This is a genomic window from Streptomyces sp. NPDC107517, from assembly GCF_055582645.1.
In genome coordinates, this window is record NZ_JBVJPM010000062.1 from 1 (window position 1) to 19,243 (window position 19,243).

Annotated in this window: 16 protein-coding genes and 2 pseudogenes; 8 read left to right on the forward strand and 10 right to left on the reverse strand. The window is 67.3% G+C overall.

The window, feature by feature from the left end:
• Positions 1-617 precede the first annotated feature (617 nt).
• Positions 618-1,196 (reverse strand): DUF6928 family protein, encoded by a 579-nt coding sequence (locus ACZ67T_RS44760; RefSeq protein ID WP_469992644.1) that lies wholly within the window; start codon positions 1,194-1,196, stop codon positions 618-620.
• 242 nt (positions 1,197-1,438) lie between these two features.
• Between ACZ67T_RS44760 and ACZ67T_RS44765 the strand changes: the two genes are divergently transcribed.
• Complete coding sequence (locus tag ACZ67T_RS44765; protein WP_469992645.1) at positions 1,439-2,191, forward strand: hypothetical protein; 753 nt, start codon at positions 1,439-1,441, stop codon at positions 2,189-2,191.
• Positions 2,192-2,498: 307 nt separating this feature from the next.
• Here ACZ67T_RS44765 and ACZ67T_RS44770 read toward each other — a convergent pair whose 3' ends face one another.
• Entirely contained in the window at positions 2,499-3,131 is a 633-nt protein-coding gene (locus ACZ67T_RS44770; RefSeq protein WP_469992647.1) for a nucleoside deaminase, read from the reverse strand.
• 521 nt (positions 3,132-3,652) lie between these two features.
• Here ACZ67T_RS44770 and ACZ67T_RS44775 point away from each other — a divergent pair.
• Entirely contained in the window at positions 3,653-4,405 is a 753-nt protein-coding gene (locus tag ACZ67T_RS44775; protein ID WP_469992648.1) for a glycerophosphodiester phosphodiesterase family protein, read from the forward strand.
• Positions 4,406-4,415: 10 nt separating this feature from the next.
• On the forward strand, positions 4,416-4,982 hold the full coding sequence (locus ACZ67T_RS44780; protein WP_469992650.1) for a DUF4231 domain-containing protein: 567 nt from the start codon (positions 4,416-4,418) through the stop codon (positions 4,980-4,982).
• Between the two features lie 221 nt (positions 4,983-5,203).
• On the opposite strand, the pseudogene ACZ67T_RS44785 reads toward ACZ67T_RS44780, so the two are convergent.
• Together ACZ67T_RS44785 and ACZ67T_RS44790 are read right to left on the reverse strand one after the other, a co-directional pair.
• Positions 5,204-5,677: pseudogene (locus ACZ67T_RS44785) on the reverse strand (NADPH-dependent F420 reductase); the annotation flags it as partial.
• Positions 5,678-5,904: 227 nt separating this feature from the next.
• A complete protein-coding gene (locus ACZ67T_RS44790; protein ID WP_469992652.1) occupies positions 5,905-6,639 on the reverse strand; it encodes an SDR family NAD(P)-dependent oxidoreductase in 735 nt (244 codons plus the stop codon).
• A gap of 108 nt (positions 6,640-6,747) precedes the next feature.
• Here ACZ67T_RS44790 and ACZ67T_RS44795 point away from each other — a divergent pair, with 108 nt between their 5' ends.
• Positions 6,748-7,347, forward strand: coding sequence for a TetR/AcrR family transcriptional regulator (locus ACZ67T_RS44795; RefSeq protein WP_469992654.1), 600 nt, complete (start codon positions 6,748-6,750; stop codon positions 7,345-7,347).
• 474 nt (positions 7,348-7,821) lie between these two features.
• Here ACZ67T_RS44795 and ACZ67T_RS44800 read toward each other — a convergent pair whose 3' ends face one another.
• Positions 7,822-8,553: a hypothetical protein gene (locus ACZ67T_RS44800; RefSeq protein ID WP_469992656.1), complete on the reverse strand. Its 732-nt coding sequence runs from the start codon at positions 8,551-8,553 to the stop codon at positions 7,822-7,824.
• 205 nt (positions 8,554-8,758) lie between these two features.
• Positions 8,759-9,937, reverse strand: a complete 1,179-nt coding sequence (locus ACZ67T_RS44805) for a Cmx/CmrA family chloramphenicol efflux MFS transporter (protein WP_469992657.1) — start codon at positions 9,935-9,937, stop codon at positions 8,759-8,761.
• A gap of 864 nt (positions 9,938-10,801) precedes the next feature.
• Between ACZ67T_RS44805 and ACZ67T_RS44810 the strand changes: the two genes are divergently transcribed.
• From ACZ67T_RS44810 to ACZ67T_RS44820, 3 genes and pseudogenes are all read left to right on the forward strand, one after another.
• Positions 10,802-11,479, forward strand: a complete 678-nt coding sequence (locus ACZ67T_RS44810; RefSeq protein ID WP_469992659.1) for a DUF4158 domain-containing protein — start codon at positions 10,802-10,804, stop codon at positions 11,477-11,479.
• A 35-nt stretch (positions 11,480-11,514) separates the two neighbouring features.
• Entirely contained in the window at positions 11,515-11,961 is a 447-nt protein-coding gene (locus ACZ67T_RS44815; RefSeq protein ID WP_469992661.1) for a hypothetical protein, read from the forward strand.
• A 218-nt stretch (positions 11,962-12,179) separates the two neighbouring features.
• Positions 12,180-13,840 (forward strand): annotated as a pseudogene (locus tag ACZ67T_RS44820) (transposase).
• 175 nt (positions 13,841-14,015) lie between these two features.
• On the opposite strand, the gene ACZ67T_RS44825 reads toward ACZ67T_RS44820, so the two are convergent.
• A complete protein-coding gene (locus ACZ67T_RS44825) occupies positions 14,016-15,590 on the reverse strand; it encodes an MDR family MFS transporter (protein WP_469992662.1) in 1,575 nt (524 codons plus the stop codon).
• Positions 15,591-15,623: 33 nt separating this feature from the next.
• Positions 15,624-16,223, reverse strand: a complete 600-nt coding sequence (locus ACZ67T_RS44830) for an NADPH-dependent FMN reductase (protein WP_469992664.1) — start codon at positions 16,221-16,223, stop codon at positions 15,624-15,626.
• A gap of 117 nt (positions 16,224-16,340) precedes the next feature.
• Here ACZ67T_RS44830 and ACZ67T_RS44835 point away from each other — a divergent pair, with 117 nt between their 5' ends.
• Positions 16,341-17,078, forward strand: coding sequence for a TetR/AcrR family transcriptional regulator (locus ACZ67T_RS44835; RefSeq protein ID WP_469992666.1), 738 nt, complete (start codon positions 16,341-16,343; stop codon positions 17,076-17,078).
• A 183-nt stretch (positions 17,079-17,261) separates the two neighbouring features.
• Here the strand turns inward: ACZ67T_RS44835 and ACZ67T_RS44840 are convergent, their stop codons facing one another.
• Both ACZ67T_RS44840 and ACZ67T_RS44845 read right to left on the reverse strand, forming a co-directional pair.
• Positions 17,262-17,888 carry an SDR family NAD(P)-dependent oxidoreductase gene (locus ACZ67T_RS44840; RefSeq protein WP_469992668.1) on the reverse strand — a complete coding sequence of 209 codons (627 nt, stop codon included), beginning with the start codon at positions 17,886-17,888 and terminating at the stop codon, positions 17,262-17,264.
• Between the two features lie 124 nt (positions 17,889-18,012).
• Positions 18,013-18,999 carry a 3-oxoacyl-ACP synthase III family protein gene (locus tag ACZ67T_RS44845; RefSeq protein ID WP_469992670.1) on the reverse strand — a complete coding sequence of 329 codons (987 nt, stop codon included), beginning with the start codon at positions 18,997-18,999 and terminating at the stop codon, positions 18,013-18,015.
• Between the last annotated feature and the right edge of the window lie 244 nt (positions 19,000-19,243).

Below are 19,243 nucleotides of genomic sequence, written 5' to 3' on the forward strand. Positions count from 1 at the left end.
GCTCCAGCCGAGCCCACTGTGCATCCGTCATGTCTCCACGTGCCACAGAACAAGATCATCTCACCTCAAGATCCACATCTGAAACACGCCCTAGTACTCCAGCAGGATTTTACTGTCTGACCTGGGGTTTCGCCGGGCTGCAGTGCCCCTTTGGCGCTCTCAGGGCGGTAGCGGCGGATCGCATGCAGGTACAGGACCGGGCCATGACAGACTTCCGCCCTCTGACCTGGCGCTCTGTACCGGGTCTGCGTTGTATTGGGGGGGACATTGGCAGGATTCAGACGCTCCGCGGCGGCCGCCGCGATCGCCGCGACGCTGCTCCTCGCGGGCTGCGCGGGTACCGCTCGGCAGCATCCGGGACGGCGTCTCCTACGCCGACCGCGAAGGCAACACGGGTCAAGGAGAAGACCGTGAACCAGGTAATGGTCGATCTCCTCTACGCCGCCAGGGACATCGGGGACTACCGCGTCCGGCCGTGACTCAGCGACGGCCAAGCCCGCAGGCCGCAAAGGTTCCGCCCTGCCAGGCAGCCGGCGCCATCCTGACGCGCAAGGTCCCCGGCCGTCACGAACTCTCCCTCTTCACCAGCCGACTGCAGAGGCGGGGATGAAAACTCGTCACCACCATCGAGATGGATTACACCTCGCTGTCATCCGGCGAGTGGGAAATCGCCTTGGGCGCCGGACCGGTGCCGAAGAAGCTCCCAGACCAAGTAGGCCCGAACAAGGGCATCTTGACTGGTCGTCCGGTTTCGGGGTGCCCTCCCGGACGAAGCCGCACAGTGCTCGCAGTGCGTCTTCGCCCATTTCCAAGGGGTGGGACGGCAGCGGGTACGGCTCTTCGTCCTCGTCCGGCCAGGATGACGTGGGCCGGGCGGTCTCCGGCCCAGTAGGGCAGTTCAATGCCGAGCACTCGGGCGGTGTCGGAACCGTCACCTCTGGTGGGGATGGCCGATCGGCAGGAAGAACCTCTGGAGACGCGTCCGACACCAGAACTGTTCCGCTGACTTCTGCTGCGTTGACAGCAGCCACTGGATCTCGGTCTTGCCGTACAGCAGAGAAGAACCGTAACCACAGCAACCGACCCCGCCCGACCTCCGGCGGGGGGATCGGCCAGCACCGCGATGGAGGGGCAGCGCCGTTTCCGCCCGCGGGCCCGAACTGGCGCGTGTGGAAGGCTCCCATCCCGTCCGCCATCGACCCAGGCAGAGCCGAGCAGACGCGGCGTATGGCGTGCGGGATGGGAGCTGGGGTGAGCGGTGGGGTAAGGAAGGGTTGCCTCTGCCTTACTACCTGGTTAACCGGACTGCCGTCGCGTCCAGCGTCGCCTGTTTGTGAGGGAGGTCACACGGGGCGCCGGACGATCGAGAGTCTAAAGTCCGTGTTGTTTATGGGGACTTGGGGGCGCGGGGCGAGACCCGCGAGAGAGGGCGGCTCTGATGTCGCACGACGGTGGGGAGAACCTGGCGCCGGGATCCGGCACTCTCACGTACGCGATGCTGACAGCCGAGGCGCGACGCCAGGCGGCGCTGCCCAGGCCGAAGGCGCGCGGCCGTCGGGAGGCGGACGTCCGGAGGGTGCCGTGGTGGCGGGCGCGGACACTGCGGAGGATCTCAGGTCTGTCCACTCTGGTCCCGGCGGTTGTCTGTGCAGTTCTCCTCCTGGTGATCTACGCGCTGGTCGGGGATTCCTCGCTGGCGCCGCAGGCCTTGTTCGCACTCGTGGTCGCAGTCGGCTTGGCGCTCTACGGGGGCTACCGCCTTGGCAGTGGTGGAGGTGCCACGGCCAGAGCCCTGGCCCGCGCGGCCTGCGCGCCCGACCCCGTGTCCAAGCGGTATGCCCTGCTGTACGACCCGCCTTGGGGCGGGATCGCCCGACTGGTGCTGTTCCCGGCCGGCGGGGACGACCACGTCCGGCCCGAGGCGGTACTGGAGCTCCGGCCTATACCGCTGCCTCAGCCCTGGTTCATGTGGCAACGCGCGCTTCCGGCCGACCTGCCCGTGGAGCCCGCCGGCAACCTCGAAGTCCGTGGCCGTACGGACGAGGCTCCGCTGGGCATCCCCTGGATCGACGGGCACGCGTACTGGCCGAAGCGTTCCTACGGCCCCGACGACCTGAAGGGCGAGGAGGGCCGAGCCCTGATGGCCCGGCTGCTGGCCGACGCGGAGGACGGCGAAGCGATCGAGTCGTGAACTCCTCGCCCGGGTGCGAATGCGTGGGCGGGTGTCACTGATGGTGCGGGGTGTCGCGGATCTTTGATGTTCTGGCCTCGACACCCACGCCTGACACCAACAGCCCCGCACACAGGCGGTCAGCGCCGAACCGCGGCGGACGATCCCTCGCGGACCGCGGCCGGTTGACCGAGACCACCAATCCCCTGTGATCGACCTGACATGGACGCGGCCAGAGGTTCAAGTCCTGCTGCCGTTCCAGGCCCTCAACCTCGCGGAAGTGGGCCCATGATCTGACTCGCCCCTTGAACTCCGCCGATCTCGAACCTCAGGACGTCGGCGATATCAGGTGAGGTAGCGCCAGTCGATATGCGACTTGGGCCGTCTCGGCATCGAGGAAGCCTTGAATGCCCAGGAGTCGGTGAGCCAGTGTGACACTGATATCGCGGGAAGCGCCTGAGGCATTGGAGCTCGAGTCGTGAAGGATGTGCCAGAGGCTCGCCAGCATCGCGGAGAACACGGAGACCGAACCATCTGCGGGCCCTTCTCGCCGGGCCCAGCGTTCGGCGATCAGGCCACCCACCTGGGGAACGTCCTCGATGCCCCGCCAAAGGGCGTCGGGGGCGGTGTACACCACAGCGCCGACATGAGCGTGAATGAGGGCCCCGCTGCACAGGAGGCACGGTTCAAGGGTCGTGTAGAGACGATGGTCCTCATAGCGACGACCAGTCGGAAGCTGAGCCAGAACATTGATCTCGGCGTGGGCGATTGCGGTGCCGGCCAACTGGCCCTTGGGAGCAGTGGGTTCCTGGCTGCGGTTTCGCCCCATTGCCACGATGCGGCCGTCAGCATCGACCAGGACGGCGCCTATGGGACGGCTGCCAGCCTGCAAGGCCGTCCACGCCAGATCGAAGGGCCGGTGCCAGATGTCAGGGAGAGCAGCCGCCGCGTGTGTCCGCATACTCCGATGGTGGGGTACGCCGCGCTGTGTGACCAGAAGGCCGAGCCGCCGAAACCATCGACCCCACCGTCAGGGTGTCGACAATGAGCGAACCTCAACATCGTGCCCCATGCGTGCCCGATCAGTCGGGGAACAGCGGGGAACCATGCTGCCGAACGGGCAGCGCCCAGCACAACGGCCCCTGACCGATTGACCTGGTCAGGGGCCGTTCACCTGCGCAGTGGGTGTGGGATTTGAACCCACGGTGACTCGCGCCACGACGGATTTCAAGATCTATGCACTATGGGACGGCCGAGGTGATCGCGCACTGTCGTCGCCTGGATTCGGGCCAGCGCATTGACCAGTCCAGCACACCACGCCACGGTGCTCGGCAAGTCGGGGCGACGAGGTCACAGCTGTGGCGCGGTCCCGTCAGGTCTCAACGGGCGATGTCGGTGGGCCCTGCGCTGCGACCGGGGGTTCCCCGAGCCTCCTGAGGGGATACCTGCTCAAGACGGTGGTACGTACCGGAGGGGGTTCCCGTGCGGGACTTCGACTGGCTTCTGTCCAAACCTATCGCGCACCGTGGCCTCTTCGACCCCGCAATCGGTGTCCCCGAGAACTCTCTGGCCGCTTTCCGCCGCGCCGTCGAACGAGACATTCCGATTGAGCTCGACGTCCAGCTGACCCGTGACAACACCCTTGCTGTCCTGCACGATGCCACGCTGGAGCGGATGACGGGCAGTGCACTGCATGTCCACCAGGCCTGTCGCACCGATCTGGGCCGACTGCGCCTCGGTGACTCCGGTGAACCCGTGCCCACCCTCGAGCAGGCCCTCGAGGTCACAGACGGACATGTCCCCGTGGTGATCGATGTACGGCGCTGGGGCTCGGAGTTGAATCCGCGTCTGGAGAGGGCAGTAGCTGCAGCAATCCGTGGCTACGAAGGTCATGTCGCACTGCAGTCCTTCGACCCGCTCGCGGTGTACCGGCTGCGCCGGCTGGTCGGTGACCGGCTCGTCGGTCAGATATCCGGGGCTCTGCGCTCCACGGGCCGGGCAGCTGCGCTGATCGGCCGCACGATGGTCACCAACTTCCTCACCTCCCCGGACTTCGTCTCGTACGAACTCGAGATGCTGCCCTCTCGCTGCACCAGGTTCTGGCGGCGGCGCGGCATGCCGATCCTCGCCTGGACCGTCACGTCTGCGAAAACCGAGGCGCGCGCGGCGCGTGTGGCAGACAATTTCTTCTTCGACGAGTATCTGCCGACAGTCCATCAGATGCGCACGAAGTAGGGGAGGCACCATGGGATCACCATGGCGACGGTTCCGGGTTCCGGCCCTGGAAGAGTTCCTGGACGTTCCCAATGGCGAGTTGGATGCCGCAGTTGAGTCATATGTCCAACGGCTGCGACACTTCTACGACTCACGCGCTCGCTGGCACAGGCGAGGCTATCGGGCCAGCGGCATCGTCGTGATCGTGATCGGCGCGATTCTCCCGGTGCTCGCCACCTCTCATTTCCCCCACAAGGAACTGGTCCTGTCCCTGACCGGCGTGATCGTCTCGGCGGTCACGGCTTTGCGTTCCTTCTACCGCTTCGATCAGTCGTGGGTTCTGCTGCGTGGCACAGAAATCGCCATCAGCGACGCGTACTTGAAGTGGAAACTCGCGCGCCGCCGTGTGGCAACTGGGTCGAGTTCCCCTGATCCTGCGGAGGGCGGCGCTGATACGCGAGCGCTGATCGACATGATCATGCGTATCCGCCGCGAGGAAGCCGAGTCGTTCTTCAACGAGCTGCAGACGCCTCAATCCGTCGCGGTGGACGGGCGAAGCGTCGCCGGTGCGCTGCCGGATGCCCGCAGCGCGTCATGACTGCGGCTTGGTCGGGGCGCCCTGTTCGCAACGAAGGACTCGAGAGGAAGTGGACACCTTGGGATGCGGTTCCTCCCGGGGGGAACCCCAGGAGGGTGGAGATTCCCTCGGGCCACCTGACCGACGTAAGGGTGTAGCGCTTCGTCCGCACTGAGGCGACCTCGGCGAGATCAGGTGTGGTCCGGCTGTGGCCTGCGCCTGATCACCTCCTCCGGTACGGCTCAAGCGGGAAGTTCCGTGACACCGAGGGCGAAGTTCCAGCCCTCCACCCCGTGGCGCGCGAGGCCCATGGTGAGCACACCCGCTCCTTCCAGCCAGTGCGCCATCTCCAGGCCGCCGGCATCCATCGGGCGCATCCCGAGGCTCTTGATGAACGCCTCCACGATCGCCTCGGCCTGCGCATCGTCGCCGGCGATGAAGACGTCGGGCCGGCCCTGCTCCAGGGCATGACGGAAGATGATGTTGAATCCCTTCACCACGCTGGCACTGGCGGGTGCCACCTTGGCGGCTTCCTGCGCGATCGAGGTGACCCCGCGGTGGGCCAGACCGTCGGCCGTGGCATTGAAGGGGTTGCTGATCTCGATGATGACCTTGCCCGCGAGGGTGCCTCTGTAGTGGGCGATGACCGGAACGACACTGTATGTCTGCGCCGCTGTGCATGCAGTCGATGAAGGACTGCCAGACGGCACGGTGCCGGGCGAACGTGGTCATAGCTATTCCCGTTGTGTATGAAACATGATCGGGGCGCCCCTCCGCGGGGCCGATTCGGCGGGCCAGATCATCAAGGCGAGATAAACCCCTGAACCAACGGGGAACCGGTCTCTTTCAGGGCTTGCGGCTGGCCGTCCCGACAGCACGGTCCAGCAGGGGCGCGTCCGGCGACACGGGGCGCCGGCGTGTGTGCGTATACCGGTGTGTTCGTTCAGATCGCCGTGGTGCCGCCGTCGGTGGTCAGTTCCAGTCCGTTCACGTAGCTTGAGTCGTCCGAGGCGAGGAACAGCGCCACCGTGGCGATCTCGTCGGGGCTGCCCATCTTGCGCCGCGGGATCAGGGACTCGAACTGGTTCTTGGTCTCCTCGTCGAACAGCTCCTCCTGCTTGGCCGTGGCGACCTGGCCGGGGGTGAGCACGTTCACCCGGATCCGCCGGTCCCTGAGCTCGTTCAGCCACACACGGGCCCAGGCCTGCTGCACGGCCTTGCTTCCGGCGTACACACTCCACCCGGGGAAACCCTTCAGCGAAGCGTTCGACCCGGTCATGAAGATCGAGCCACCGTCGTTGAACAGCGGCAGCGCCTTTTGCACCGTGAACAACGTGCCGCGCGCGTTCAGCCGGAACGCACGGTCGAACTGCTCCTCGGTGATCTCACCGAGCTTGCCCTGCTCCCCCATCCCGGCACTCGCCCACAGCACGTCGATCGAGCCCTTCTCCCGCCTGACCGTCTCGTACAAACGGTCCAGGTCGGCCAGGTCGGCCGCGTCACCCTGCACAGCGGTCACGTTCCGGCCGATCACCTTCACCGCCTCATCCAGCGCCTCCTGCCGCCGCCCGGTGATGAAGACATGTGCCCCCTCCTCAACGAACAGCTTGGCGCCGGCCAGCGCCAAGCCGGTCGACCCGCCCGTGATCACCGCCACCTTGCCATCGAGCTTTCCCACAACCACTCACCCCTTAGTAAACCAAGCTGTGTACATAACGTATCCGACGACCAGCAGGCACGCAACTTATGTACACCGAGCAGTACCGAATCGAGGTATGATGCAGACATGACGAAGTTGGAGAAGGGCCCCCAAGGCCAGCGCCGCGGCAGGGGCGCCCGCGAGCGCATCCTCAGCGCGTCACAGCAGCTGTTTCGCACCCAGGGCATCAACCGCACCGGTATGGACCAACTCTGCGCAGTGGCCCAGGTCTCGAAGCGCACGGCCTACCAGCACTTCACCACCAAGGACAACCTGGTCGCCGAATACCTGCGCCGATTCGACCCCGACCTCATGGCCGCGGTGTTCGACCGCACCGACCTCACACCCCGCGAACGACTCCTCGCCGCCTTCGAGATGCCCACGTCCGGCCCAGGCGAACTCACGCCCCTGTGCCCCTACATCGCGGCGACCGTAGAAATCCACGACCCCCAACACCCCGCGTCCGAATACGCACGCGAGTACAAGCTCGCCATCGCCGCGCGGCTCGCCGAAACGGCCCGCGAAGCCGGCGCCACCAACCCTGAACAGCTTGGCGAACAACTGGCGCTGCTCCTCGATGGCGCCTCGGCCCGCACCCGAGTCCTCAACGCCGAGTCCTTCCCCACCGCCGCCGCCATCGCCGCCGTCCTCATCGACAACGCCCTCCCCGTGACGGGCCGCGAGTAGGAATCCGTAGAGGCAACGGTCGGGCCCCCTGGGCCCCGGCGTTCAGGTTGGACGTCCGGGTTCGTGATCATGTGAGTCCGTAGAGCGCGAGGCCGCGGTGCGGGTCGGTGTGCCGCGCGAGTGGGTTTCGGCGTGGCGCGGGAGATGATGTCGATCGACCACCCAGACCTGGCCGTCGTCCCGAGACCATCCCGGCCCGCTGCTTCTCACCATTCCGCAGGTTTCGACAGCCCGGGTTACCGATTCGGCGGCCCCACCCACGCCAGGACCCCGTCCACCTGACCGAGCTTGAAGCCGAGGGCCCAGGGTCGAGGACGGAGCTTCCCGGTTGTCGGCTGTCTCCTCCAGGTACTCGGTCCATGACTCGAACTCGACATCACGTTCCGCGTACCGGGTCCATGATCAGAGTCGGCCCGTCTCGGCATCCAGACGGAGACCGTCGCGCGTCCGGCCGGCCCTGGTATCCGATGCCGGTCACCTTGGGGCAAACGTGAGACCGACCTCGTTACCCGTCGAACCGGTTGCGCCGGGCAGCCAGGAGTTGAAGATGAAGCCGTCGATCTCACCGCCGGTGTTGGTGACGCTGCATGATCCCAGGTAGGTGATGTAGGAGTCGGTGCTGCTGAGCGCGGGGCCGCTCAGGGTGAAGCTGTCGTCCTTCAGTACGCCTGTGAGGATCTTGGAGGTCCACTTCCCGTTCTTGTCGATGTAGAGCTGGCCGATGCTCACATCGCCGGTGTTCCAGGTGAACTTGAGCAGGGCGCTCTGCGTGAAGGTGGTGCAGTTCCGGTTGAGCAGGGTGACCTTGTTCATCGAGGGCGCGCCGACCGAGGTGTAGCTGCTCGCACGGAGTACGGGGTTGTGGTCCCGGTTGCCGGCGGCGAATTTGCCGTTCGGTGAGGAGCAGCCCACGGTGGCGCCGTTGATCTCGTTCGGGGTGGTGGTGCGGCCGTTCTTGTTGAGCGGGTTCGCGAAGTTGTCCTGCTCGACGAACACTTGGCAGGCCAGGTCGGCCAAGGGCTTCGCTGCTGCCGGGGACCTGGCGGCCGAGGCATGCGTGCCCGTAGCCCCCAGGGCCACCGGCGCCGCCACCAGCACCGCCGCTGTCACGGCTGCCGCGGCGGAGGCGGCGATGCTCAGCCGTCGCGCACGCGTCTTCGAGTGGCGCTTGCCGGGGTCCTGCGGGCCGGGGCTGACGGTGCGCATGGCATACCTCCGCTGGAGCTGGGGCGCCGTTGACCAGGCATGTCCCCGGCCAGACCATTCGTACAGCCGCCGGAATCGCCACGCACTCCGCATGCACCCGTTCAGGCGCAGGCTGCGAGGCGTTCCCCGTGGGCGATCGGACGGGTTCGGCGGCGCTCCGCGAGCCCTCGGTGTCCCTCGATGGTCAAGGGGGCGTTCGCGTGTGTCACTGGAGCACCCCGGCACTTCGGCCGGCCGCGATCACCGTGCGGAGGGGGAACGCGATGAGCAGCGCGACAGCGACCAGGAGCCCGCTTGCCCACAGCGGCCCGCGGTTTCCGACCACGGTGTTGAGGGTGGCCGCGGCGATGAGGGGGCCGGCGGCGGCGCCGACGTTGAGTGCCGCGGTCGCATACGAGCCGGCCATGGTGGGGGCTCCTGCGGCCTCGTACAGGACTCGCGTGATCAGCGTGCTGCCCAGTGCGAAGGACAACGCGCCCTGCACGAACACGAGGGTGAACAGGGCGACCGGTTCGTTGGCCAGCACCGCCAGGGCCGGCCATCCGAGGAGTAGCGACGGACCGCCGACTGCGATGACCAGTCCGGGGCGCTGGTCGGAGAGCCTGCCGGCAATGGTGACGCCGACGAAGGACCCGGCGCCGAACAGCACCAGAACGACAGAGATCCACAAGTCGCCCAGCCCGGCGGTGTCGGTCACGACGGGGGCGAGGAAGGTGAAGCTTGCGAACGTTGCCGCGTTCACCAGCGCGCCGAGCAGCATCACCAGGATCAACCGCGGCCTGGTGAGCTGGGCGAGCTCCGCTCTCAGGGCCGGCCCGCCGGTCGCCTCTTTCTGCACACGTCGCGTGGGGATTCCCTTCAGGATGCCGAAAGCTGCGGGCAGGCAGAGAGCCGCGACGGCCCAGAAGGTGGCCCGCCAGCCGAGCAGGGTGCCGAGTACCGACCCGCCGGGGACGCCGGCGATCGTGGCCAGTGTCGTGCCTGACAGCAGCACGGCCAGCGCACGTCCCGTTCTGTCGGGCGAGACGAGCGTGGTGGCAGCCGTCAGAGCGACGGCGAGGAACCCTGCGTTCGCGAGTGCGGCGACGACCCGGGTGGCGATCAGGACCGTGAAGCTGGTGGTGATGGCTCCTACGGCGTGAGCTGTCGCGAAAGCGAGGATGAACCCCAGAAGGCTGGAGCGCCGGGGCCAGTTGCGGGCAAGTGAGGCCATCATGGGGGCGCCGAGGACCATGCCGATGGCGAAGGCCGAGGTGAGCACGCCTGTTGTCCCGACGGTGACGTCGAACTCTGAGGCGATGTCCGGCAACAGGCCGGCGAGCATGAACTCCGAAGTGCCCATGGCGAAGACCGCCAGGGCAAGCAGGTACAGCGGGAGAAGCATCGAAGGCTCCGAGGTGAGGAGAAGCACGAGAGGGTCATCTCGTCACCGCGGCCAGCCCCAGGGGCACGCTCGTCCCACCGCAGTGTGCGGCGCGACGGCAGGGCTACGCGCTCAGGGGTTCAGGGGGCTGACGGCGTGACCGAAAGCCCCCACCTCGTCTGACTCAGGACTCGACATGGTCCGGACGCTACCCGACCGATGCCTCGCTTCGCATGCCGGTTCCGCGGTGCCGTTGCACCCACGGACCACAGCGGCTCCCGCAACATCCGCCACCGTGCGGAAGAGTTGTGGTGACGCGGGGCGCAGTCGACCGCCCTTGTCCCGCCCCCGAACACCGGGCGCGGGAAGGGACGTCCATCCGGCACCACAGCCGGTGGGCCCCCGTTGTGCGGGCCCGAAACCTTCAGTCCCGGGTCGTTGAGTCGAGGCTGTTGGTGAGGATCCGTTCGACGATGCCGTTGCACAGGGCGGTGGCCGGTGAGCTGCCCGGCTCGCGTTCTGCCTGGTCGTGGAAGCAGGCGAGGAATTCCTGTGATGCCGGCGCGCGGGTGGCGGGCCAGGACCTCGGTTTTGAAGGCGGCGGAGAAGTCGTCCATGTCGCGTCCGGAGATGTCGAGGCTCGTGGAGCGTTCCAGGAGGGAGGCCAGCCGGAATACGCCGGAAGCGTGCCGTAGGCCATCTGCAGTGGTGATCTGAAGCTCGCGGGCCTGCTGCCGGGTCACCCGTTCGTGGGTTCTTCCGATGATTCACAGCGGGGCGCCTGGATGGCTTCTTCCCTGGTATGTGCTTGCGATATCTGTGATCGGCTCGGCTGCATGTGCTCCGTACGGGTGAGCGGCCGGGATCATGCGGCACATGGCTTCGGTGGAACGTACCGCGTACCCGCGGTTCAAGCGCACGATCTCCTCTCGCGAGTTGCACGAGGCGTTCACCCCCGGCACGGCCGAGGTGGCGTGGGCGCGGGGCAAGGCGCGCTCGCCGGAGCATCTGCTGGCGCTGGTGGTGCTGCTGAAGAGCTACCAGAAGCTGGGCTACTTCCCGGACCTGGGCGAGGTGCCGGAGCTCGTGGTCGGGCATGCGCGCGGCCTGCTGGAGCAGGACGAGAGCGTTCAGCCGCGGCACGACTCGGTGCGTACGGCCGCGCGGCAGCGGGACTTCATCCGTGAACGGCTCGGCGTGGTCTACGACATGGAGAAGGCCCGCCAGGTCGCCGCAGCGGCGATCTACGAGGCCGTGCAGACCAAGGACAATCCCGCCGACTTGATCAACGTGGCGCTGGAGAAGCTGGTCAAGGCGAGGATGGAGCTGCCCGGCTACAGCACGCTGGATGAGATGGCCTCGGCGATCAGGACCGAGGTGAACGAGTACTTCTTCGCGGCGAACGTGTCGCGGATGGATGAGGTCGAGCAGGCCCGGCTGCTGGGTCTGTTGCGGGTGCCCGCGGGCGGGCGCAGCCGGTTCGATGAGCTGAAGCGGCCGGCGAAGGCACCGACGGTCTCCCATCTGCGCGAGCCTTGGACAGGCTGGAAGCGCTGGGGGTGACGGCGACGTGGCTTCAGGGGGTTCCGCCGGGGAAGGTGGAGCACTTCGCAGGGCAGGCGAAGGTGGTGGACGCCGCCGAGATGTCCAAGGTGGGTGTGGTGAAGCGGTGTGCGCTGCTGGCGAGTCTGCTGCACATGGCGAAGGTGCGGGCCCGCGATGAGCTGGTGACGATGCTGTGCAAGCGCATGGGGTCGATCACGAAGAAGGCGAAGGAGGATCTGGAGAAGATCCGTGAGCGGCACCGGGCGGAGTCCGAGCGACTGATCGCGGTGCTGGGTGAGGTGCTGGAGGCGGCCAAGGACGCGGTTGGCTTCGACGGCGAGTCGGTCACGCTGCCCACCAGTGCCCGCAGGCAGAACGCGGTGCACGCCGAGTGCGGCAAGGCGGTGCTGGAGCGGCTGGAGAAGGCCGGCGGGCTGGCCAAGCTCCGGAGGACCACGAGCTGGTCTCCGCCCACCACGGCGACAACTACGCGCCGCTGATGCGGCGGCAATTCCGCAGCCACCGCAAGGGGCTGCTCGACCTGACCGAGACTCTAGAGATGGTCGCCACCTCCACCGACGACACGGTCCTCCAGGCGGTGGAGTTCTGTCAGGCCATGCGGCACCGCGGCAGCCAGTGGGTGCCGGTCACGTACACCGTCACCGTGGAGGACGGCACCGAGAAGACGAAGACGGTCTCGGCCGACTTCGCCTCACAGATGTGGCAGCGCATCCTGTTCGACAAGCACAAGCCGGGGAAGATCAACCGGCGGCACTGCGAGGTGTGCACGGTCTTCTACCTCACCCAGGAGCTGCGGACCGGAGACGTGGCGGTCATCGGCTCGGAGTCGTACGCCAACCTTCATGACCAGCTGCTGTCCTGGCAGGCGTGCGAGCCGCTGGTCGCCGACTACTGCGAGCAGGTCGGGCTGCCCGCCACCGCGGCGGCGTTCACCGCGGCGCTGCAGCAGAAGCTCACGCAGGTGGCCGCGAAGGTGGACGCCGGGTACCCGGACAACGCGGACCTGACCATCGACACCGCGTCGGGGAAGATCGTGCTCACCCCGCGCAAGGGCAAGGACCGCCGCAAGTCCGCACAGGACCCGGAGGCGGAGATCCTGCGCCGGCTGCCGGAGTGGAGCCTGCTCGATGTGCTGGCCCGCACGGCGTACTGGATCCAGTGGTGGCGGCACTTCGGCCCGGCCTCCGGGTCGGATCCGAAGATCCGCGACAAGCTCGCCCGCTACGTCCTGGCGGTCTTCTGCTACGGGACGAACGCGGGGCCCGCGCAGGTCGCGCGGCACATGCGGCAGAAAGTCTCGGTGCACGAGCTGTCACTGGCGGGCAACCAGCACATCACCGCGGAGAAGCTGAACGCCGCCTCGGCGGACGTGATCGACATGTTCATCCAGCTCGACCTGGCGCACGTGTGGGGCGATGTCGGCAAGGCCGGGATCGACGGCTCCCAGTACGACACCTGGGGGAACAACATGCTGGCCGAGTCCCACATCCGGTATGGGGGATTTGGCGGCATCTCGATGAGACACGTGTCCGATACCTACATCGCCCTGTTCAGCCACTTCATCCCGCGTGGCGTGTGGGAGGCGGTTATTTGTTCGAGGGGCTGCTGAAGAACCAGTCCGAGGTGACCGTGGACATCGTCCACGGGGACACGCAAGGCCAGTCGCTGCCTGTCTTCGGGCTCGCACACATGCTCGGCGTGGAGCTGCTGCCGCGCATCCGCAACTGGAAGGACCTGACCTTCTACCGGCCCAGCGCGACGGTGAAGTACCAGCGCATCGACCCGCTGTTCGGCGACCCCGAGAAGGACGTCATCAACTGGCGGCTGATCGAGAACCACTGGCAGGACCTCATGCGCGTGGTGCTGTCGATCCGTGAGGGCTGGCTGTCCTCGACCGCGCTGCTGCGCAGGCTGGGCAACGAGTCCAAGCGCAACCGCATCTACCAGGCGTACCGCGAGCTTGGCCGGGTCATGAGGACGATCGTGCTCCTCAGGTTCTTGTCGGAACCGGAGCTGCGCGAATCGATCCAGGCGATGACGAACAAGGTCGGGGCGTTCCACAAGTTCAGCAACTGGCTGATGTTCGCCTCCGACGTGCTCCAGGACAACGACCCGGACCACCAGGAGAAGACCATCAAGTTCAACGAGTTGCTGGCGAACTGCCTCATTTTTCATACCGCCGTGGACATCACGAAGGTGGCCAACGACCTCGTCGACGAGGGGTGGGAGGTGGACCCGGTGAACCTGGCGACTGTCACCCCGTACATCACCAGCAAGACCTGCCGCTTCGGTGCTTGGCACCTGGACATGGAGCCGCCCGAGAACGAAGCGATGGGGCGGCTGCGGATGGCCGCCTGACTGGTGCGGTCTACGTGATGAACCGAAGGCGACCGCGTCGGTACAGTCGGAAGGGGCGTCCGAAGCCATCTCCTATGGCTTCGGACGCCCCTGCTTTTCCGGCCGGCCAGGTCAGTGCCGCCGCGCCTGCGGTTTCGTTCCCGGCGGTACTGAGGTGAGCGTTTTCGGCCCGCCTTCAGCGAAGCTGTGCGGACTGGGCGCTGGCCGATGTCGTCGGCGGTTGGGTGTCCTGCGTTGACGGCTTGTAGCGCGGTGGGGTTTCGCGCACGAGCCAGGCGGCGCCGAACGCGATCGCCGACAGAAGGGCGACACCGGCGAGGGCGCCGTGCAGGCCACTGGTGACGGCTTCCCGAACGGTGTCACGGACGGGGGCGGACAGGTGGCTCAGCAGGGCCGGGGTCAGTTCACCCCCGGTGGTCAGCTGGTCTGCGGCATGCTGGCCGATCCGCTCGGCCAGGACACTGCCCATACGGCTCGTGTATACGGCGCCCAGCACCGCGACGCCCAATGAGCCGCCGATGGTGCGCACGAGGGTGACGGTCCCTGTGGCGGCGCCCATGTCGCGGGGGTCGGCGCTGTTCATCGTGGCGAGCAGGGTGCTCTGCATGAGCAGGCCGATGCCCACTCCGATGATCAGGGTGAGTGCCGAGGCGACGACTGCCGTGGTGTCCGTATCGAGCAGGAGCAGCAGGAGTGTGCCGGTGATCGTGACGGCACCTCCGAGGATGGGGTAGACGCCGTCCCGTCCGCCTTGGCCCATGAGTCGGCCGGTGGTCAGTTGCGCTGCGAGCATGCCGGCCATCAGGGGCAGGAGCAGCATGCCACTGCCTGTCGAGGAGGCGCCCTGGACGAACTGCATGTACTGCGGCAGGTAGTTCACTACGGAGAGCAGGACCGCACCGACGAGGAAACTGAGGATCTGAGCCAGGGTGAAGTTGCGTGTGCGGAAAAGCCGGGGCGGGGTGATCGGCTCGGCCGCGCGCTGTTCCACGCGGACAAACCAGGCGAGGGACGCGGCGGCGACCGCGCCAAGGGTGACGATCTGCGGCGAGGACCAGGCGTAGCTGGTACCGCCCCAGCTGCCGAGCAGCGTGAGCGTCAGAATGCTGGTGGTCAGCAGGGCCGCGCCGAGGTAGTCGATCCGGACCCTGATCCGTTCGGTCCGCAGCCGGACTCCCGCGCTGGCGGCCAGCAGTGCGACCACGCCGACGGGCAGGTTCACATAGAACGCCCAGCGCCAGCTCAGGTGATCGGTGAGGAATCCGCCGAGTAGGGGCCCGCCGACGAAGGCGACTGGCAGCATCACGCCGATCATCGACTGGGTGCGGCCCCTGTCCCGCGCGGGTACCAGCACGCCGATGACCGAGAGCGCGCCGACCATCAGCCCGCCCGCTCCCAGTCCCTGCACGGCGCGGAAGGCGATGAGCTGCCCCATGTCCTGCGCCAGGCCGGAGAGGACCGAGCCGGCGAGGAAGAGCACCACCGAGGACAGGTACGCGCCCTTGCGGCCGTACAGGTCGCCGAGCTTGCCCCAGATCGGGGTGGCTGCGGCGGCAGTGAGCAGGTAGGCCGTCACCACCCACGACAGGTGGTCGAGGCCGCCGAGGTCACCCACGACCGTGGGAAGCGCGGTGCTGACGATCTGTCCGTCGAGCGTCGCAAGGAAGATGCCGAGCATGAGCCCGAAGATGCCCAGGTAGGGAAGACGCTGCGGTGCGGGTTCGGGTGCTTCCTCTGCGTGGTTGTTCATTGCTTCCGCCTCATGGCTGGTGTGGTGGTGGCATCAGACGGCGTAGGGACGGACGCTTTTGGCATCGCGCAGGGCGTGTGCCCACCAGGCCAGCTGATCGAGCATGGACTTGGCCGCGCCGTCGCTGGCCGGGTCGACGGCCTTGCCTTCCGAATCCAACTTGTCGCCGCAGTTGTGGAAGCTGACGGTGTTGCGGATCGTGACGGCGTGCAGCTCGGCCAGTACGACCCGGAGCTGTTCGACCGCGCGCAGGCCGCCGGAGAGGCCACCGTAGGAGACGAAGCCGACCGGCTTGGCGTGCCACTGCTTGTTGTGCCAGTCGATGGCGTTCTTCAGCGGCGCCGGGAAGCTGTGGTTGTACTCCGGCGTGACGATCACGAAGGCGTCGGCCGCCCCCAGCCTCGGCGACACTGCGGCGAGCAGCTCTGTGGTGCCTTCGGCCGGAGGCTGGCCGAAGGCCGGGAAGACAGTGGGCAGCGGGGTTTGGGTCAGGTCGATGAGGTCGACGTCCATGTCCCCGCGCTGAGCGGTGTGGCCGAGCAGCCAGTCGGCCACGATCGGGCCGAAGCGTCCGTCCCTGGTGCTGCCGACGATGACCGCGACCTGCAGACGGGTGTCGTTTTTTCCAGCCATGAGAAGCCCTCTCGATGTGTACGCCGTATCGCTATAGATACAACGTACACATCTGGGTGTACGTCGTCTACTGCTGATACGCTGTACACACGTCAAGCGCCGGAAGGAGCCGCACTCATGCCCGCTCAAGAGAGGCAGGAGAAGAGCGAGAACAAGCCTCAGGTTTCCCTGTGGGAGCGACTCGAACGCCCGGCGCCCGCCCCTCGTTCGACTCTGTCCCCACACCGGATTGCTGCGGTCGCGGTTGAGATCGCCGACGGGGAAGGGCTCGACGCCGTCACCATGCGACGTCTGGCCACCGAGCTGGGCGTCGCCCCCATGGCCGCCTACCGCTATGTATCCGGGAAGGACGAGCTCCTTGAGCTGATGGTCGACTTCGTCTACGGCGAGCTCACGCTCCCCGACGACGCCGCCGGCTGGCGGGAGACCATGCGGACCCTCGCCACGCGCACCCGAGCCGTGCTGCTGAAGCACCCCTGGATGGCTCGGACATCGGTACTGGCACTGACCCCGAACCAGCTGGCTGTGCCGGAGCGCGTGCTGGCCGCACTCGATTTCCTCGGCCTGGACGCCGACATGATGATGGCCGTCTCCCGCACCGTCACCGCGTACGTGCACGGTGCTGTCGACGCCGAAATCGGCCTGTTCCGGCTGATGCAGGAACGCGGATGGTCCAGCGGGCACGAAACGAGGTCCGGACTGGCACCACGCATGACCTGGCTCATGAGCACCGGCCGGTACCCCACCTACCAGCGCTACACTCTCGAGGCCACTCGCAAGGACGACCCGCAGTGGCAGTTCGAAGTCGGGCTCGACTGCGTCCTCGACGGGATCGCCGCCCACATGGGCATCTGATCTCTCCGGCGAGGGATGACCATGAACTCGTAGCGGCGATTACCGCCCGTAGGCCGTGTACTCGAATAGCTGCCGCCACCCGACAAGCAGCTGTCGACAACTGTGACTTCAATCCGTGACGCTCACTCTTCTGGAGTGCTGCCGCGGTAAATGCCGGATTTACTGCGGCGGAGCCTCTGGTGTTCATGCCTTGGCCGCCGGCGCGCGCTCGTTGGAGGCCAGCTCCTTGCCCATGCCCTCGTCGATGTAGCCGGGCGACAGGCAGTTGACGGTGATGCCCTTGGGGGCGAGTTCGGCGGCGGAGGTACGGGTGAACATCTCCACGGCGGCCTTGCTCGCGCTGTAAGCGGCGGCGCCGATCGCGGCCCGGCCGGCGACGCAGGACGACACGTTGACGATGCGGCCGCTGATGCCGGTCGCCTCATGGCGTGCGGCCATCGGGCCGATCACCGCGCGTGTGCAGAGGAAGACACCGGTCAGATTGGTGGCGAGCGTGCTGTTCCAGTCGGCCACCGACAGCCGGGCCATCTTGCCGTCGCGGCTGACGCCCGCGTTGTTGACGAGGACGTCAACACCGCCGAACATCTCGCCCGCGGCGGCGATCAGCTCGGCCACCGAGGTCTCGTCGGTGACGTCGGTGGGGTGGAAGAGCAGCCGGTCGCCGTGGTCGTCGGCGAGTTCCTTGATGTCGTACGGATTGCGCGCGGCAACCACGACCGAGGCACCCTCCGTGAGGAAGGCCTCGGCTATCGCCCGCCCCAGGCCCCGCGTGCCGCCAGTGATGACGGCTGTCTGTCCGTCGAGCCTCATGGCTCCTCCATCCGATGCTGCGTGTGGTGTGCGTGTGGGGTCGGTCCGCCGGTGTGCCGGTACGGAGGCGGTACGGGCGGGGCGCCGGCGCGGAAAGGGCACGCCGGCGCCCCGCGTCGGGACGTCAGTACCAGGTCAGGAGTGCTGCGCCCGCGGTCATGCCTCCGCCGACCGACGCCATCAGGACCCGCTCACCGCGCTTCAGCGGCCGCTCCCGGTGCGTGGCGTGCAGGGTGAGCGGCACCGAAGCGGCGACCGTGTTGCCCAGGTGCGGCGCGGTGTAGGCGACGCGGTCCGGGTCGATGCCGGCGTCCGCCACGAAGGTCTCCAGGAGCCTGGTGTTGGCCTGGTGGAAGACGAACCGGTCGACGTCCTCCAGGGCGAGCCCGCAGTCGTCGAGCGTCATGGCCGTCAGCTTGGCCAGCACAGAGAGGGCGTAGTCGCGCACCGCGCGGCCGTCCATCCGGAAGTAGTGCTTGCCGGCCTCGCGGGCCTCGGCGTCGAGCGGCGTCCGGGTGCCGCCGCCCTCCACGCCCACGTAGTGGTGGAACTCCCCGTCCGTGACCAGGTGCACCGACTGCAGGCCGTAGCTCTCGGGCACCTCGCCGAGCAGGACGGCGCCGGCGCCGTCGCCGAACAGGCTCACCGTGCGCCGGTCGGACCTGTCCATGATCGTGGAGAACATGTCGGCGCCGACCAGGAGCACGTGCTCCCCGTGCCGGCCGGCCTTCAGCAGCCCTTCGGCGACCGAGAGGCCGTAGAGGAAGCCGCTGCAGACGGCGTTTATGTTGAAGGCGGGCAGGGTGGAGAGCCCCAGCTGGTGCTGGAGGATCGCCGCGGTCGACGGCTGCGGCACGTCCGGGGTGCTGGTCGCCACGACCAGCGCGCCGAGCCGCTCGTGGACCTCGTCCGAGATGCCTTCCAGCGCCTCCCGGGCCGCGTGCAGGGCGAGGTCGGACGTGGCCGTGCCGGGCTCGGCGTACCGCCGCGTGAGGACGCCGGTCCGCTCGGTCACCCAGGACTCGGGCATCCCCGTCCAGGCACTGATCTGCTGGTTGTCGACCACCTTGTCGGGTGTGTAGGAGCCGATCGACAGGACACCGACGGGCATGGTTTACCTTCCCTGTGCTTGGTGAGTGGTGGTGGATGCGTGCGGCACGGGGCTTCAGTGACCCATGCCGAGCCCACCGCTGACCGGCAGCAGGGCGCCGGTGATGTACGAGGCCTCCTCGCCGGTGAGGAACCGCACGGCGGCGGCCACCTAGGGCGTGTTTCAGATGTGCTGGTCACAGCCACTCGTTGATGGCCGCGATGGTCAGGGTCGCTTCGTAGCGAACGGCGAGTTTGTCGTATCT